15 protein-coding genes and 1 tRNA gene are annotated in these 15,022 nt (G+C 73.5%); 9 read left to right on the top strand and 7 right to left on the bottom strand.

All coding sequences use genetic code 11. The features are described from left to right. Positions 1–11 precede the first annotated feature (11 nt). Together ACIP2X_RS02665 and ACIP2X_RS02660 are read left to right on the top strand one after the other, a co-directional pair. Positions 12–1,097 (top strand): M12 family metallopeptidase, encoded by a 1,086-nt coding sequence (locus tag ACIP2X_RS02665; protein WP_401666538.1) that lies wholly within the window; start codon positions 12–14, stop codon positions 1,095–1,097. Positions 1,098–1,308: 211 nt separating this feature from the next. Then, positions 1,309–1,602: an SCO4225 family membrane protein gene (locus ACIP2X_RS02660; RefSeq protein ID WP_401666536.1), complete on the top strand. Its 294-nt coding sequence runs from the start codon at positions 1,309–1,311 to the stop codon at positions 1,600–1,602. 52 nt (positions 1,603–1,654) lie between these two features. Here the strand turns inward: ACIP2X_RS02660 and ACIP2X_RS02655 are convergent. Then, positions 1,655–1,728: transfer RNA gene (locus ACIP2X_RS02655), tRNA-Pro, on the bottom strand. 133 nt (positions 1,729–1,861) lie between these two features. Then, on the bottom strand, positions 1,862–2,713 hold the full coding sequence (locus tag ACIP2X_RS02650) for a LysR family transcriptional regulator (RefSeq protein WP_401666534.1): 852 nt from the start codon (positions 2,711–2,713) through the stop codon (positions 1,862–1,864). Between the two features lie 68 nt (positions 2,714–2,781). Here ACIP2X_RS02650 and ACIP2X_RS02645 point away from each other — a divergent pair, with 68 nt between their 5' ends. From ACIP2X_RS02645 to ACIP2X_RS02635, 3 genes are all read left to right on the top strand, one after another. Continuing rightward, positions 2,782–3,666, top strand: a complete 885-nt coding sequence (locus ACIP2X_RS02645) for an EamA family transporter (RefSeq protein WP_401666531.1) — start codon at positions 2,782–2,784, stop codon at positions 3,664–3,666. A gap of 117 nt (positions 3,667–3,783) precedes the next feature. After that, positions 3,784–4,128, top strand: coding sequence for a cupin domain-containing protein (locus ACIP2X_RS02640; RefSeq protein ID WP_401666529.1), 345 nt, complete (start codon positions 3,784–3,786; stop codon positions 4,126–4,128). Positions 4,129–4,240: 112 nt separating this feature from the next. Next, a complete protein-coding gene (locus ACIP2X_RS02635; protein ID WP_401666527.1) occupies positions 4,241–5,404 on the top strand; it encodes a Gfo/Idh/MocA family protein in 1,164 nt (387 codons plus the stop codon). 9 nt (positions 5,405–5,413) lie between these two features. On the opposite strand, the gene ACIP2X_RS02630 is transcribed toward ACIP2X_RS02635, so the two are convergent. Both ACIP2X_RS02630 and ACIP2X_RS02625 read right to left on the bottom strand, forming a co-directional pair. Further along, complete coding sequence (locus tag ACIP2X_RS02630; protein WP_401666524.1) at positions 5,414–6,025, bottom strand: TMEM175 family protein; 612 nt, start codon at positions 6,023–6,025, stop codon at positions 5,414–5,416. Between the two features lie 74 nt (positions 6,026–6,099). Beyond that, complete coding sequence (locus tag ACIP2X_RS02625; RefSeq protein WP_401666522.1) at positions 6,100–7,134, bottom strand: LacI family DNA-binding transcriptional regulator; 1,035 nt, start codon at positions 7,132–7,134, stop codon at positions 6,100–6,102. Between the two features lie 105 nt (positions 7,135–7,239). Here ACIP2X_RS02625 and ACIP2X_RS02620 point away from each other — a divergent pair, with 105 nt between their 5' ends. From ACIP2X_RS02620 to ACIP2X_RS02610, 3 genes are read left to right on the top strand one after another with little or no spacing between them, the layout of a single operon-like run. After that, positions 7,240–8,406: a phytanoyl-CoA dioxygenase family protein gene (locus ACIP2X_RS02620; RefSeq protein ID WP_401666519.1), complete on the top strand. Its 1,167-nt coding sequence runs from the start codon at positions 7,240–7,242 to the stop codon at positions 8,404–8,406. A gap of 15 nt (positions 8,407–8,421) precedes the next feature. Next, positions 8,422–9,198: an SDR family oxidoreductase gene (locus ACIP2X_RS02615; protein ID WP_401666517.1), complete on the top strand. Its 777-nt coding sequence runs from the start codon at positions 8,422–8,424 to the stop codon at positions 9,196–9,198. A gap of 49 nt (positions 9,199–9,247) precedes the next feature. After that, positions 9,248–10,252 carry a Gfo/Idh/MocA family oxidoreductase gene (locus ACIP2X_RS02610; protein ID WP_401666514.1) on the top strand — a complete coding sequence of 335 codons (1,005 nt, stop codon included), beginning with the start codon at positions 9,248–9,250 and terminating at the stop codon, positions 10,250–10,252. Between the two features lies 1 nt (position 10,253). On the opposite strand, the gene ACIP2X_RS02605 is transcribed toward ACIP2X_RS02610, so the two are convergent. Together ACIP2X_RS02605 and ACIP2X_RS02600 are read right to left on the bottom strand one after the other, a co-directional pair. Then, entirely contained in the window at positions 10,254–11,636 is a 1,383-nt protein-coding gene (locus ACIP2X_RS02605) for a glutamate decarboxylase (protein ID WP_401666511.1), read from the bottom strand. A gap of 415 nt (positions 11,637–12,051) precedes the next feature. Continuing rightward, positions 12,052–12,984 carry a GNAT family N-acetyltransferase gene (locus ACIP2X_RS02600; protein WP_401666508.1) on the bottom strand — a complete coding sequence of 311 codons (933 nt, stop codon included), beginning with the start codon at positions 12,982–12,984 and terminating at the stop codon, positions 12,052–12,054. A gap of 142 nt (positions 12,985–13,126) precedes the next feature. Here ACIP2X_RS02600 and ACIP2X_RS02595 point away from each other — a divergent pair, with 142 nt between their 5' ends. Next, complete coding sequence (locus ACIP2X_RS02595; RefSeq protein WP_401666506.1) at positions 13,127–14,080, top strand: DUF3068 domain-containing protein; 954 nt, start codon at positions 13,127–13,129, stop codon at positions 14,078–14,080. Positions 14,081–14,113: 33 nt separating this feature from the next. On the opposite strand, the gene ACIP2X_RS02590 is transcribed toward ACIP2X_RS02595, so the two are convergent. Next, positions 14,114–15,022: a sugar phosphate isomerase/epimerase family protein gene (locus ACIP2X_RS02590; protein WP_401666504.1), complete on the bottom strand. Its 909-nt coding sequence runs from the start codon at positions 15,020–15,022 to the stop codon at positions 14,114–14,116.

Raw genomic sequence — 15,022 nt, 5'->3', positions numbered from 1 at the left:
AGTCTGTGCGCATGCCCGGACGCTACTGCTCCCTCGCGCAGGCGTCGGCCCCCGTCTTCGCACCGGGGCTGACCGCCGAGCGGCTGGGTGCGCTCGCCGGCGGGCACCGGATGTGGGTCAACGGCACCGTGCTGCACTACTACTTCTTCACCGGCGACGCCGACGGCTCCGTGATCCCCGTGCCGGGGACCGGGGAGACGCGGCGCATGTCGTGGGGCGGCGCCAAGGAACAGCAGGACGTCGTCCGTGAGTGCCTCGCGGAGTGGCAGGGCCTCGGCATCGGCCTGACGTTCACGGAGGTCGAGGACCGGACGGAGGCCGAACTGCGGATCGGCTTCCAGCCGGGCGACGGCTCGTGGTCGGCGGTGGGCAGGGACGCGCTCCGGGCCGGGCGGAACGACCGCACGATGAACTTCGGCTGGGACCTGACCGAGCCCGGGGAGCGCGGGACGGCGCTGCACGAGATCGGGCACGCGCTCGGGATGCTGCACGAGCACCAGAGCCCGTTCGCCGGCATCCACTGGGACGACGAGGCCGTCTACGACGAGCTGGCGGGCCCGCCGAACTTCTGGAACCGCGACCGGACCTTCTTCAACATCTTGCGCAAGCTCGACCCGGACGAGGTCAACGGCTCCGTCTGGGACCCGCACTCGATCATGGAGTACGCGTTCTCGTCGGGACTGGTCCTGGAACCCGAGCAGTTCCGCGCGGGGCTGCACCCGCCCGGCACGCTCTCCGGCCTCGACAAGGAGTTCGTACTGCGCTGGTACCCGCCGTCCGGCTCCGCGCGGCCGCCCGCGCTGGTGCCGTTCCGTTCGGCGCCGCTCGCTCTGCGGCCGGGCGAGCAGGCCGACTTCGTCGTCGAGCCGCCGCAGACCCGCACGTACACCGTGGGCACCTTCGGCGACAGCGACACCGTCGTCGTGGTCTTCGAGGAGCGGGACGGCGAACCCCGCTACCTGGGGGGCCAGGACGACGGAGGCACCCCCGGCAACGCCACAGTCCGGACCCGGCTCGTCAAGGGCCGCCGCTACTTCGTCCGCGTGCGCCTGTACTCCTCGTGGGGTCCGGGCGAGACGGCGGTCATGTGCTGGTGACCGCACCGCCCCACGCACACGGACGCCTGGACCACAGTCCGGCACCGGGGGAGCGGTCGGGGTCCGTCACCTTCGGGGGAGGGTGACGGGCTCCGACCACGCCATCACGTGGGCGGACGTACGCGTACCCGGCCGGACGTCGCCGGCCGGGCCTCGGCACCCGCGGGACGGGTACCCGTCGGGGGACACAGTCCCGTACCGAGGAGATCCCATGCGTTCGCCCCGGCAGACCGCCGGTCTGTACACGCGCGGAGACACCGCCCTGCTGCTCGCCGGAGGCTACGCCACGCTCGTCGTCGGCGTCGCCGCCTGGCTGGGTGCGCTGATCGCGGCGGGTGAGCCCGGCTTCGGCGGGATCTGGCTCATCGCCCTGACCCTGCCCGTCTCGATCCCCCTGCTGGCGATACCCGCCTCACCGGAGGGTTTCGTCCTGCTGCTGACCGCCGGGGGCCTGGCCCAGGCCTGGGTCCTGTGGCGGCTGCTGCGTGGCAGGCGCACCGCGTGAACACACGAAGGGCCTTCGCCGGCTCCCACCGGCGAAGGCCCTGTTCGCACCGTCGGGACGACAGGATTTGAACCTGCGACCCCTTGACCCCCAGTCAAGTGCGCTACCAAGCTGCGCCACGTCCCGGTGCGTCGGCACCCGGAGATCCGGGTGAACACGCAGGTAAACCCTACCCCATGCGACACGGAAGCTCGTTCACCCGCCGGACGCCGGGGCTTCGCGGGAAGGGGCGCCCGCGGCCTGCCGCCGAGCGCCCCGATCAGGCCCGGTAGAGGGCCGAGAGCAGTTCGATCACCGCCGGGGCGGCCGGATGCGGGTCGTCGCGCCACCAGGCCAGCCGTACGGCGACGGGTTCGGCGTCCCGGACCGGCCGGTACACGACGCCGGGGCGCCGGTACTGGTGCGCGGTGGACTCGGCGGTGACGCCGACGCACCGGCCGGTGGCGATCACGGTGAGCCAGTCGTCGACGTCGTGGGTCTCCTCCGTCTCCGGCCGGGCGTCCGGGGGCCACAACTCGGGCGTGGTGGTACCGGTACGGCGGTCGATCAGGAGCCTGCGCCCGGCGAGCTCGGCCAGCCGCACGGAGCGGCGGCGGGCCAGCGGGTCGTCGGCGGCAAGCGCGCACAGCCGGCGCTCCAGCCCCACGATGGCGGAGTCGAAGCGCCGTTCGTCCAGCGCCCACCGCACCACCGCGAGGTCGCAGCCGCCCTCCAGCAGACCGGCCGTGGGCGAGTTGGCCCGCACGAGATGCAGCTCGGTCCCGGGGCGGGCGGCGTCCCAGCGGCGCTGGAAGGGCAGCGTGTGCCGGCCGAGGGCCGCCCAGGCGTAGCCGATCCGGAGCCGGACGTGCCCGGAGGTGGCCTCGCCGACCAGGTCGTCGACCTCCGCCAGCACCCGGCGGGCGTGCGCCAGCACGCGCAGTCCGGTGGCCGTCGGCGCCACCTCGCGGGAGGTCCGCCGCAACAGCCGTACCCCGAGCGTGCGTTCGAGGGACGCCAGGGTGCGGGAGACCGCGGCCTGGGAGACGCCGAGGGCGTGGGCCGCGTCCGTGAAGGTGCCCTCGTCGACGATCGCGACGAGACAGCGCAGCTGGCGGAGTTCCACATCCATGCGTCCAGCGTATAGACAGAGCGGTTCATTCATTTTGCGCATGCACTCCTCGGGCGCACGATCGGACCATGGAAACCGCTCCCGCACGCGCGCTGCCGACGCGTCCCGGCACGGCCCGGCCGGCCCCGAAACGACTGGCCGGGGCGGTCACCATGGTCGGCAGCGGACTGTCCAACCAGGTGGGCGCGGCCCTCGGCGCGCTGGCCTTCCCGGTCGTCGGACCCGTCGGTGTCGTGGTGGTACGCCAGTACGTGGCCGCCGCCGTGCTGCTGACCGTGGGCAGACCGCGCCTGCGGGAGTTCACGTGGAGCCAGTGGTGGCCGGTGCTGCTGCTCGCGGTGGTCTTCGGCACGATGAACCTCAGCCTCTACACCGCCGTCGAACGGGTCGGCCTGGGGTTGGCGGTGACCCTGGAGTTCCTGGGTCCGCTGGTGATCGCCCTGGTCGCGGCGCGGCGCCGGCTGGACGCGTGCTGCGCGGTGATCGCGGCGGCGGGCGTGGTGGTTCTGATGCGCCCTCAGCCGTCGGCGGACTACATAGGGATGGGCTTCGGCCTGCTGGCGGCCGGCTGCTGGGCGGCGTACATCCTGCTCAACCGCACGGTCGGCAGACGGCTGCCCGGGGCGCAGGGCTCCGCGGCGGCGGCCGGGGTGTCGGCGCTGCTGTTCCTGCCGGTGGGCGTGGTGGTGGCGCTGCGCACTCCGCCGACCGTGACGGCACTGGCGTGCGCGGTAGCGGCGGGGGTGCTCGCGTCCGCGGTGCCCTACCTGGCCGACATGTTCACCCTGCGCCGGGTGCCGGCCCAGACGTTCGGCCTGTTCATGAGCGTCAACCCGGTGCTCGCGGCGGTGGTCGGCCAGGTCGTCCTCGATCAGGGCCTGGGCCTCGCGGAGTGGTCGGCCATCGGCGCGGTCGTGGCGGCCAACGCGCTCAGCATGCTCGTGCGCGGGTGACGCGCCCCGCCCGCCGGTGCCGCCGTGCGCTTCCGCGACGAACTGTCCTACCACGGGCGCCCCTACCGCACACCCTGTCTGCTCCGGAGCGGCGTTCGCGCTGGTTAGGGTCGCCCCATGGATCACAGCTTCGCTCTTCACCTTGCCGACGCCGAGCTCGAACCGGAGCCGCTCGACCCGGCGCAGATCGTGTCCGGGACGCCCGAGGTGACCGGGAAGGTCGTCTGGGAGTCGCGCGACGGGCGCCGGATCCGCGGCGTCTGGCAGATCACGCCGGGAGTGGTCACCGACACCGAGGCCGACGAGATGTTCGTGGTGATCAGCGGGTCGGCGACGATCGAGGTCGCCGGTGGGCCCACCCTGCGCGTCGGCCCCGGCGACATGGCGGTGCTGCGCGAGGGCGACCGGACGACGTGGACGGTGCACGAGACGCTGCGCAAGGCGTACGCGATCGATCTGTGAGGCGGCCGCGGGCCGGGGCCGCTCGCCGCGCCCGGTGGACGTTGACAGCGGGGAGGGGGGCCGATGATCGTGGCCCGGACAGGAACCAAACGGTCCAAGGAGGGGCGCTGTCATGGTGAGCACGCTCGGTGTCGCCGTCGTCGGTTTCGGCTGGATGGGCCGGGTGCACACCCAGGCGTACGCCCGCCTGCCGCACCACTATCCGCACCTCGCCCTGCGGCCGGAGCTGGTGACCGTCGCCGAGGAGGTGCCCGGCCGGGCCGAGCAGGCCGCCCGGCAGTTCGGGTTCGCCTCGGCCACCCGCGACTGGCGCGAGGTGGCCGCCGACCCCCGGATCGAGGCGGTCAGCATCACCGCGCCGAACTTCCTGCACCGCGAGATCGGCGTGGCGATGGCGCAGGCCGGCAAGCACATCTGGATCGAGAAGCCGGTCGGCCTCACGGCCGAGGACGCCCGTGCGGTCGCCGACGCGGTGGCCGCGGCCGGAGTGCAGGGCGCGGTCGGCTTCAACTACCGCAACGCGCCCGCCGTGGAGACCGCCCGCGACCTGATCGCCACCGGTGAGCTGGGCACCGTCACCCACGCCCGGATCCGGCTGTTCAGCGACTACGCGGCGCATCCGGAAGGCGCCTTGACCTGGCGCTACGAGCGGGAGCGCGGCGGCAGCGGAGTGCTAGGCGACCTGGCCTCGCACGGGGCCGACCTGGCCCGCTTCCTGCTCGGCGACATCACGTCGCTCACCGCCGACACGGCCGTCTTCATCCCCGAGCGGGCCCGTCCCACCGGCGCCACCGCCGGCCACTCCCGCGCCACCGGCGGCGCACTCGGGCCGGTCGAGAACGAGGACTACGTGAACTGCCTGCTCCGCTTCGCCTCCGGCGCCCGGGGCGTCCTGGAGGCGTGCCGGGTCTCGGTCGGCGAGCAGAACAACTACGGCTTCGAGGTGCACGGCACCAAGGGCGCGGTGTTCTGGGACTTCCGGCGCATGAACGAGCTGGCGGTCAGCCGGGGCAGCGCCTACCAGGACCAGCCGGTGAGCACCGTGTACGTCGGCCCGGGCCAGGGCGAGTTCGCCGCCTTCCAGCCCGGCTCCGCCAACGCCATGGGCTACGACGACCTGAAGGTCGTCGAGGCGTACCGCTTCCTGCGCTCCGTCGCCGAGGGCACCCCCTACGGGGCCACGCCGGCGGACGCCGTGCGCAGTGCCGTGGTGCTCGACGCGATGGTCCGGTCCGCGCAGAGCGGCGCCTGGGTGGCCGTCGACGCGGCCGGCTGACCGGAGCGGTCAGCGCACCCTGCGGCCGGCCCGCGCGGTCCACACCCTTGCCGGGATCAGGATCAGCCACCACAGCATGGCCTGCGGTCCGACCAGCGCGGCCAGCGGGACGGTGACCACGAAGACGACGACCGTCACGACGGGATCGAGCAGGTCGCGCCCGCTGCCCACATCGGTGGCGGCGCCGTCGCGCAGCCAGGGGCGCCTGGCCACCAGGACGGACATCGCGAGGTGGGTGGCGCCGAGCGCGGCGACCGCCGCTCCGTAGATCGCGGCGGAGGCCGGTTCCCCGCCGTAGTCGGCGAGCAGCCGGGTGGGGAAGGGCAGCAGGGCCGCGATGCCCAGGCCGAGCAGGGACAGCGAGACGAGCCCGCTGTCCACCTGCCGGACGGGCCCGAAGATCCTGCGGTGGTCGCGCCAGAAGCCGCCGAGCACCGCCACGCTGAGCGCGTAGGCCCCGAGGTCGGGGATCAGCTCGTACAACGCGTCCTGGTACTGCGCGGAGTCGAGGCCCCGGGGCACGGACAGGTCCAGGACCAGCAGGGTGATGGCGATGGCGAACACACCGTCGGCGAGCGCCACCACCCGCTCGGGTCCGCCGGCCGGGATCGATTTCCCCATGCGCAGGACGTTAGGGAACCGCGGCCCGGCGCGCGGGGATACACGCCCGGTCCGCGCCGGGCGGCCCGCCGACGTCACACGGCCGCCACCCCGGGCGGCATGTTGTAGGGCGTGACCACCTGGATCGCGGAGGGCAGTGTGGGTCCGGCGGGCGGGAGCGCGCCGTGTGCGCGCATCACCAGATGGCAGGCCTCGCGCAGGTCCTGGCGCAGGTCGTGGTGGAGCACGGCCGACAGGTGGCGCTCGCGCAGCAGCCGGGTGTTGTCGTGGTCGAGGTCGTGCGCGACGAACACGGCGCACGGGCGGCCCAGGTCGGCGAAGGCCCGCACGGTGGCGATGTTGCCGCCGCCGATCGAGTAGACCGCGCGGATCTCCGGGTCGCGTACGAGGGCGGCACGGACGAGGTCGTACTGCGTGGCGTCCAGTCCCTGGCCCTCGGCGATCTCGACCAGGGCGCGTTCGGGGTGGCGTGCGCGCATCGCGCTCCTGAAGCCCATCTCCCGCTCCTCCTCGTTGCGGAAGAACCCGCTGCTGAGGCTGGTGAGCACGTTGCCGGGCCGGTCGCCGAGCCACTGGCCCATGAGGTACGCCGCGGTGGCGCCCGCCGCGCGGTTGTCGATGCCGACGTAGCCGAGGCGGGCGCTGGCGGGCAGGTCCGTGACCAGGGTGACCACCGGGATGCCGGCCGCGACGAGCCGGCCCACGGCGGCGGTGACCTCGGGGACGTCGGGGGCCTTGAGGACCACACCCTGGGATCCGCGCCGGGCGATCCGGTCGAGGGTGCGCACCTGCTCCGCCACGGGGCCGGTCTCGCGGAAGTGGAAGCGCGAGCGCACGACGGCCGGGTGCAGGGACGGCAGCTCCGCCTCCAGGGCGGCGCGCACCGCGGTGGTGAACCGCTCGGGCGCCTGCATCACGATGTCGATCATGAAGGTGCGCCCGACGAGCCGGACCTGGGTGCGCTGCCGGTCCAGGTCGGCGATGGCGCGGCGCACGTCCCGGGCGGTGCTGTCGCGCACGCCGCCCCGCCCGTTGAGGACCCGGTCGACGGTGGCCTCGCTCAAGCCGGCCTGACGTGCGATCTCCCGGATCGGGAAGGGGTGGCCCACGGACGGCTCCTTGAGGGGTTTTTGATGGGTCGCTGCTGGTTGTTCGAGGGGTTTGTACTGACAAGAATGACAGCGCTGTGCCATCCCGTCACCGAGGGGACGCCCATGTCCTTCACCTCCGTACACCGCGGTGCCCGCCTGACCGAGCGGGACTGCGACCTAGCCGCCTTCCGCACCCAGGTCGAACGCACCACCGACGCCGCCTCCTACCCGTACGCCTGCCACGCGGAGCGCGGCGTCCTCGTCTACGACAGCGAGCGGCTGCGGGCGGCCCCGGACCGGCAGGACGTCCAGGCCGAGCTGGTCCGCGCGCTCGCCGACGGCCCCGGGGTCGTGGTCCTGCGGGGCGCCTTCGCGGACCTGGCGGCGGTCGACGCGGTCACGGACGTGTTCGAGGCCCTGATCGCCGAGCAGCGCGCCTCGGGTGCGGCCGCGGGCGACCACTTCGCGAGGCCCGGGGCCAACGACCGGGTGTGGAACGCGCTGGAGAAGACGGCCCTGTACGACCCCCGGGCGTTCGCCGACTACTACGCGAGCGATGTCCTCGCCCTGCTCGCGGAGGCCTGGCTGGGCCCCGGCTACCAGGTGACCTCGCAGGTCAACGTCGTGCACCCGGGCGGGGCCGCGCAGACCGCGCACCGCGACTACCACCTGGGGTTCCTCTCGAACGAGGCCGCGGCGGCCTATCCGGCGCACGTGCACCGCCTCTCCCCCGCGCTCACGCTGCAGGGCGCCGTCGCGCACGGTGACATGCCGCTGGACTCCGGGCCGACGACCTACCTGCCGTACTCGCAGACCTACGAGCCCGGATACCTGGCCTGGCGGCTGCCGGAGTTCCGGGACTACTACGAGGAGCACCACGTCCAGTTGCCGCTCGCCAAGGGCGACGCCGTCTTCTTCAACCCCGCGCTGTTCCACGCCGCCGGCACCAACCGCTCCCGGGACGTCCGGCGCATGGCCAACCTGCTCCAGGTCTCGTCCGCCTTCGGGCGCGCGATGGAGACGGTGGACCGGGAGGCCGTCGTCAACGCCGTCTTCCCGGTGCTGCGCGCACTGCGGGCCGACGGCGCCGACGAGCGGGCGCTGCACCGGGTGATCGCCGCGAGCGCCGAGGGCTACCCCTTCCCCACCAACCTCGACAGCGACCCGCCGGTCGACGGACTGGCCCCGCCCTCGCAGGCGGATCTCGTACGGCGGGCGCTCGGCGAGGACTGGACCCCCGAGGCGCTGCGGGCGGCGCTGCGGGCCGGCGCCGAGCGGCGCGAGAGCTGAAGGGAACGGCACGGCATGGGACTTCTCGACGACAAGGTCGTCCTCGTCAACGGCGGCAGCCAGGGCGTCGGCGCGGCCGTCGCGCGGGCCGCCGTGCGTGAGGGGGCGGTCGTGGCCGTCACCGGACGGCGCGCCGAGCCCGGTGAGGCGCTGGTGGCACAGCTGAAGGCCGCCGGCGGCGAAGCCGTGTTCGTGCGGGCCGACCTCGCGGACGCCGGCCAGGCCGGGGACTCGGTACGGCGGACCGTCGCCGCGTACGGGCGGATCGACTGCCTGGTCAACTCGGCGGGCCTCACCTCCCGGGGCACGCTCCTCGACACCACGCCCGAGCTGTTCGACGAGCACATCGCGATCAACCTGAGGGGACCGTTCTTCGCGATGCAGGCCGCGGTGGCCGACATGCTGGCGCGCGCCGCTCCCGGCACGATCGTCAACGTCATCACCTCCTCGGCGCACGGCGGCCAGCCGTTCCTCGCCCCCTACGTCGCCGCCAAGGCCGGACTGGCCGGACTGACCCGCAACGCCGCGCACGCCCACCGCTGGGACCGGATCCGGATCAACGGCCTCAACATCGGCTGGACCGCCACGGAGGGCGAGGACACCACGCAGCGCGCGTTCCACGGGGCCGGCGACGACTGGCGCGAACAGGCGGCCGCCGGGCTGCCGATGGGCCGGCTCGGCCAACCGGACGAGATCGCCGACTTCGTGGTCCTGCTGCTGTCCGACCGGTCCGGAGTGGTCACCGGTTCGGTGATCGACTGGGACCAGAACGTCCTCGGCGGACTCGACTGACCCGACTCCACCCTCGTACGCCTTCCGCACCACAAGGAGCCACACCCTCATGCGTATCGGAATCCTGGGCCTCGGCCGCATCGGTGCCTTCCACGCCGAAACCCTCTCCGGACTCGACGTGGTCGAGTCGCTCGTCGTCTGCGACCCGTTCGCGGAGGCCGCCAAGTCGGCCGCCGAGCGGTTCGGGGCTGAGGTCGCCGACTCACCCGAGGCGGTGCTGGCCGCGGGCGTCGACGGGGTGGTGATCGCCGCGGCGACCGACGCCCACCCCGGCCTCCTCCTGGCGGCGGTGGAGGCGGGCGTGCCCGTGTTCTGCGAGAAGCCCGTCGCCCGCACCATGACCGAGGGCGTGGCGGTGCTGCGCGCCGTCGAGGGCCGGGACGTGCCGGTGCAGATCGGCTACAACCGGCGCTTCGACGCCGGCTTCGTGGCCGCGCGGGACGCCGTCCTCGCCGGTGAGCTCGGCACGCTGCACACCGTGCGGTCGACGACCCTGGACCCGGCGCCGCCGCCGGCCGCGTACGTCGCCGCCTCCGGAGGCATCTTCCGCGACTGCTCCGTGCACGACTTCGACATCATCCGCTGGGTGACGGGCCGCGAGGTGAGCGAGGTGTACGCCGTCGGGGGCAACCGGGGCGCTCGCTACATCGCGGAGGCGGGCGACGCCGACACCACGGGCGCGCTGCTCACGCTGGACGACGGCACGATCGCCGTGGTCTCCAACAGCCGCCACAACGGCCGGGGTTACGACGTGCGCATGGAGCTGCACGGCTTCGAGGACTCCATCGCGGTCGGTCTGGAGGACAAGCTGCCGCTGCGGTCGGTGGAGCCGGGCGTGACCTTCCCGGCGGGCCCCCCGCACGACTTCTTCATGGACCGCTTCACCGCCGCCTACCGTGCCGAACTCAGCGCGTTCACCGAGGTCGTCGCGGGCAGCCGGCCCTCGCCTTGCACCGTCGCTGACGCGCTGGAGGCGGGCTGGATCGCGGAGGCCTGCACGCTGTCGCTGAAGGAGCACCGGCCCGTCCGGATCGAGGAGGTGCGCGGCGCCTGAATCAGTGGTGGAACCCCGGCTGCGCCGCCACATGGGCCGTCGGCCCCTCCCGCAGGTGGTCGACGGCGGCGCGCAGGTCGCTCGCGAGCAGCGCGATCTTGTCGTAACTGGTGCCGTGCCGGACCAGGACGCGCTGCACGACGGTCTCCTCCCGGCCCGACGCGAGCGGATACGCCGGTACCTGCCAGCCGCGGCGGCGCAACTGGTCGGTGACGTCGTACAGCGTGAAGGGCGTCGTGTCGGGCTCGGTCAGCGTCCAGGTGGCCGCGGGCAGGGCGCCCTGGCCGTCGTAGAGGACGGTGAAGGGGCCCATCGCGGCGACCTGTTCGGCGAGCATCCCGGCGGTCCTGGCGCAGGCGCCGTGCACCTTGGCGTAGCCGTCGCGGCCCAGGCGCAGCATGTTGTAGTACTGGGCGACCACCTCCCCGCCGGGGCGGGAGAAGTTCAGGGCGAAGGTGGGCATGTTGCCGCCGAGGTAGGAGACGCGGAAGACCAGGTCCTCGGGGAGCAGTTCGGGCGAGCGCCAGACCACCCAGCCGACGCCCAGCGGTGCCATGCCGTACTTGTGGCCCGAGACGTTGACGGAGGCGACGCGGGGCAGCCGGAAGTCCCACACCAGCTCGGGCTGGAGGAACGGGGCGACGAAGCCGCCGCTGGCCGCGTCGACGTGCACGGGGATGTCGAGGCCGGTGTCCGCGTGGATGCGGTCGAGCTCCGCGGCGATCTCGGCGACCGGCTCGTAGACACAGGTGTAGGTGACGCCGAGGATGGCCACCACGCCGATGGTGTTCTCGTCGACGTACTCGCGCAGTTGGTGCGCGCGCAGTCCCAGCGCGTCCTTCTCCAGGGGGACCTGGCGCAGCTCCACGTCGAAGTAGCGGGCGAACTTCTCCCAGCAGACCTGGACCGGCCCGACGACCAGGTTGGGGCGGTCGGTGGGCCTGCCCTCGGCGCGGCGGCGTTCGCGCCAGCGCCACTTCAGGGCGAGTCCGCCGAGCATCCCGGCCTCGCTGGAGCCGGTGGTGGAGCAGCCGACGGTGGTGGCGCCGTCCGGGGCGTTCCACAGGTCGGCGAGCATATGAACGCAGCGGTCCTCGATCGCCGCGGTCTGCGGGTACTCGTCCTTGTCGACCATGTTCTTGCCGAGGCACTCGTCCATCAGCTGGTGCACCTCGGGCTCCGCCCAGGTGGTGCAGAAGGTCGCCAGGTTCTGCGAGGCGTTGCCGTCGAGGCTCAGCTCGTCGTGGATCAGGGCGCGGACCGCGCGGGCGTCGGAGACGCCGTCGGGCATCCGGTACTTCGGCAGCGCCCGCTCACTGATGGGCAGGGTGTACACGTCTTCTTCGGGGCCCGGCTCCGGGCGGCTGGTCTTGTGCAGGGCCATCGGGTCGAACCCCCGGGTCGTGGGACGTCACGCGGGCGGGCCGCGCGTACCGGCGCGGCTCACCGAGGGACAGCGACCCGCACCCGGCTGCCACCCTCAGTCGGCAATCTCGCACACCCCCCGCCCCGACGCCCGCCGAGCGCACCCGTACGACGACAGGCGGCCCGTCGCCGGTCCCCGCGCGCACCGATACGACGGCACGCGGACCCCCGCCAGTCACCCCCGCACCCGAACGACGACCGGCAGACCCCGCCGGACACCCCGCGCGCACTCAAACGACGGCAGGCACTCCCCCGGCCAGTCACCGCCCGCACCCTCACGACGGCAGGCACACCCCGGCCAGTCACCGCCCGCACCCTCACGACGGCAGGCACACCCCCGCCGGCCGGGGACCGCGCGGCTCCCGCGTCCCGGTTCAGGTCGTGGACAGCACCATGCGCCGTGCGAAGTTGCGGTAGCCCAGGCGTTCGAAGGCGGCGGCCATCGGGTGGTTGCCGAGGTCGGTGTCCGCCCGGACGAGGTCGGCGCCCGCCTCCTCGGCGAGGATGCGGGTGATCTCGGCGAGCAGGTCGTCGACGTAGCCGAGCCCGCGCTGCTCGGGCAGGACGCCGAGGTAGCCGACGACGTGCGAGGCGTTGTTGCGGGAGGGCAGCGCGAAGCCGGCCGGGCGGCCGTCGGCGTCCTCGGCCACCCGCCACCAGGTGCGCTCGCCCGGCATCACGTCACGGTAGAACGCGACGTCGGCGCGGGCCTGCGCCTCGGCTCCCACGACGGCGGCCTCGGTGCGCGACGCGGCGTCCAGCGTGCCGTCGAGCACCCGGCGGAACAGGTCGGCGAAGACCTCGTCGTCGGCCTCGGGGCGGAAGCGCAGCCGGCGGGACGGCGTGGGGACGCCGCGGTCAGGCGTCCACTCGTAGCGCAGCCGTTCGACGGCCGTGGTGAGGCCGGCGCGCCCGGCCGCCTCCTGCCGCCAGCCGAGGGCGGCGGCGGCGTCCGGACGCTCCCGCCAGTCGGCGGGGAGCAGGAGGTGGCACTCCGGAGCGGTCCCTCCGAAGGCGGCGTGGGCGGCGTCGAGGAGCCCGGCGACCACGTCGGTGCGGGCGGGCGACGGCACGGCGTTGAGGGTGTCGAGCGCGCCCGGCCGCTCCTGGCCGGGCTTGCCCCACCACACCGCGACGGCGCGCAGCTCACCGGCGTCCTCGGCGACCCACGTCCACTCCGGCCGGTACTCGCCCGTGGCGAGCCTCTCCCGGAAGAGGTCCGCGTCCGCCCAGACGCCCACCTCACCGGCGGGCAGCAGCGCGAGGACGCGGTCGAGGTCGGGCTCGGCCAGGGTGCGGTGGATCACGGGGCCTCCAGGGTCGGCGCGGGTGTGCGCCATTTTGGCGTGCCCATGAGCACGACCGGCAGCGGGTTTGTCACACCGGTGCGTAGACGCGGTGCGACGCCGGGGCCTACGGTCCCGGGGCAGCCAAGCCCTGGAGTGCCGGATGCGCCGTAGCGCCTCGCCCCTCTCCCTGGTCCTGCTGGGCCTGGGTGTCTTCCTGCTCGTGCTCGCGCCGATGCTGGCGTGGTACGTCAAGCCCCGCGCCGCCGTGACCCCGGTCGACATCGACGTGACCGCCGTCTACAAGGGCACGGGCAGCTATTTCGACGTCGCGGAGACCGAGACGCTCCACGACCGGCCCGTCACCGTCACCCAGCGGGTGCGCGGCGACGTCGGCGACAGCGAACGCAGCGGCCGCGCCGTGTGGGACGTGGTGACCACGGTCGACACGGAGAAGTCGCTGCCCGCTGCCGACCCGCACGAGGCGCTGGACTTCTCCACCGCCCGCTGGGTCACCGACCGCAGGAGCAACCGGCCCGCGCACTGCTGCCAGGAGCAGCCGTACCACGAGGGCGAGGCCTACCTGAAGTTCCCGTTCGACGTGCAGAAGCGCTCCTACCGCTGGTGGGACAGCCAGCTCGGCTCGGCGGTCACCCTCTCCTACCGGGGCACCGAGAGGATCCGCGGCCACCAGGGGTACGTCTTCACGGGCACCGTGCCGCCCACGCGGATCGGCACCCGGCAGGTCCCGGGCGCCCTCGTCGGACGGCCCGGGGCCGCGCAGGTGTTCGCCGAGGAGTGGTACTCCAACCACGGCATCAAGCTGGTGGTCGACCAGCCCACGGGCCGCGTCCTGTACGCCCAGCTGGGCCCCCGCCAGACCCTGCGCGCCCCCGGCGGCGACAAGGACGCCGTGGTCCTGCTGGACGTGGAGAGGCTCAGCCACACCCCGGCCACGCAGAAGTTCGCCGTCGACAAGGCGAAGGCGGACGGCGCCCGACTGCGCGCGGTGGGCCTCACCGTCCCGATCGGCGCGGCAGCCGTGGGGTTCGTCCTCGCGGTCGTGGGCGGGGTGCTGGTCGCACGGGGGCGCAGGCGGCCCGCGGACGAGGGGTGAGCCCCCGCCCCGCAGGCCGCCTCCGGTGGCCCGTCAGGCGCCGCAGGACCGCAGGAACTTGCGGGTGCGCACCGCGATCGGCAGCGGCTTGTCCGGCTCGCACGGGTACATGTCCTGCTCGACGATCGCGAACAGGTCCACGCCCAGCTTCTGGGCGGCCGTGAGCACCGGGCCCAGCTCCGGCACGCCGGACGGCGGCTCGCACATCACCCCGCGCTGCACGGCCGGCCCGAACGGCACCTCGTTCGCGACGACGTCGGCGAGGATCTCCGGGTCGACCTGCTTGAGGTGCAGATAGCCGATGCGCTCGCCGTACGTCTCGATCAGCTTGACGCTGTCGCCCCCGCAGTAGGCGTAGTGCCCGGTGTCCAGGCAGAGCTGCACCAGCCCGGAGTCGGTGGAGTCGAGGAAGCGCTCGACGTGCTCCTCGGTGTCGATGTGGGTGTCGGCGTGCGGATGCACGACGATGTCGAGGCCGTAGGTCTCCTTGACCTCGTGCCCGAGGCGCTCCATGCCCTTGGTCAGGTGCGCCCACTGCTCGCCCGTCAGCTCCGGCGCCTCCAGGATCTCGGCGGTCTTGTCGTCCCGCCAGAACGACGGGATGACCACGAGGTGCCGGGCGCCCATGGCCTGGGTGAGGGCGGCGACCTCGCTGACGTGCTCCCAGGTGGACTCCCAGACGGACGGGCCACGGTGCAGGCCGGTGAAGACGGTGCCGGCCGAGACCTTCAGGCCCCGGCGGTCCACCTCGTCGGTGAGCCGTGCGGGGTCGGTCGGCAGATAGCCGTAGGGGCCCAGCTCGATCCACGAGTAGCCGGCCTCGGTGACCTCGTCCAGGAAGCGTTCCCAGGGCACCTGCTGCGGGTCGTCGGGGAACCAGACGCCCCAGGAGTCCGGCGCCGAGCCGACCCGGATGCGGTCGAGGGCGGGGGTGTCGGCCAT

Origin of the sequence: Streptomyces sp. NPDC089424 (assembly GCF_044749345.1) — a bacterium.
GTDB lineage: Bacteria > Actinomycetota > Actinomycetes > Streptomycetales > Streptomycetaceae > Streptomyces.
Note: the sequence above shows the minus strand (reverse complement) of the source record. Positions and strands in the feature narration are given on the sequence as shown.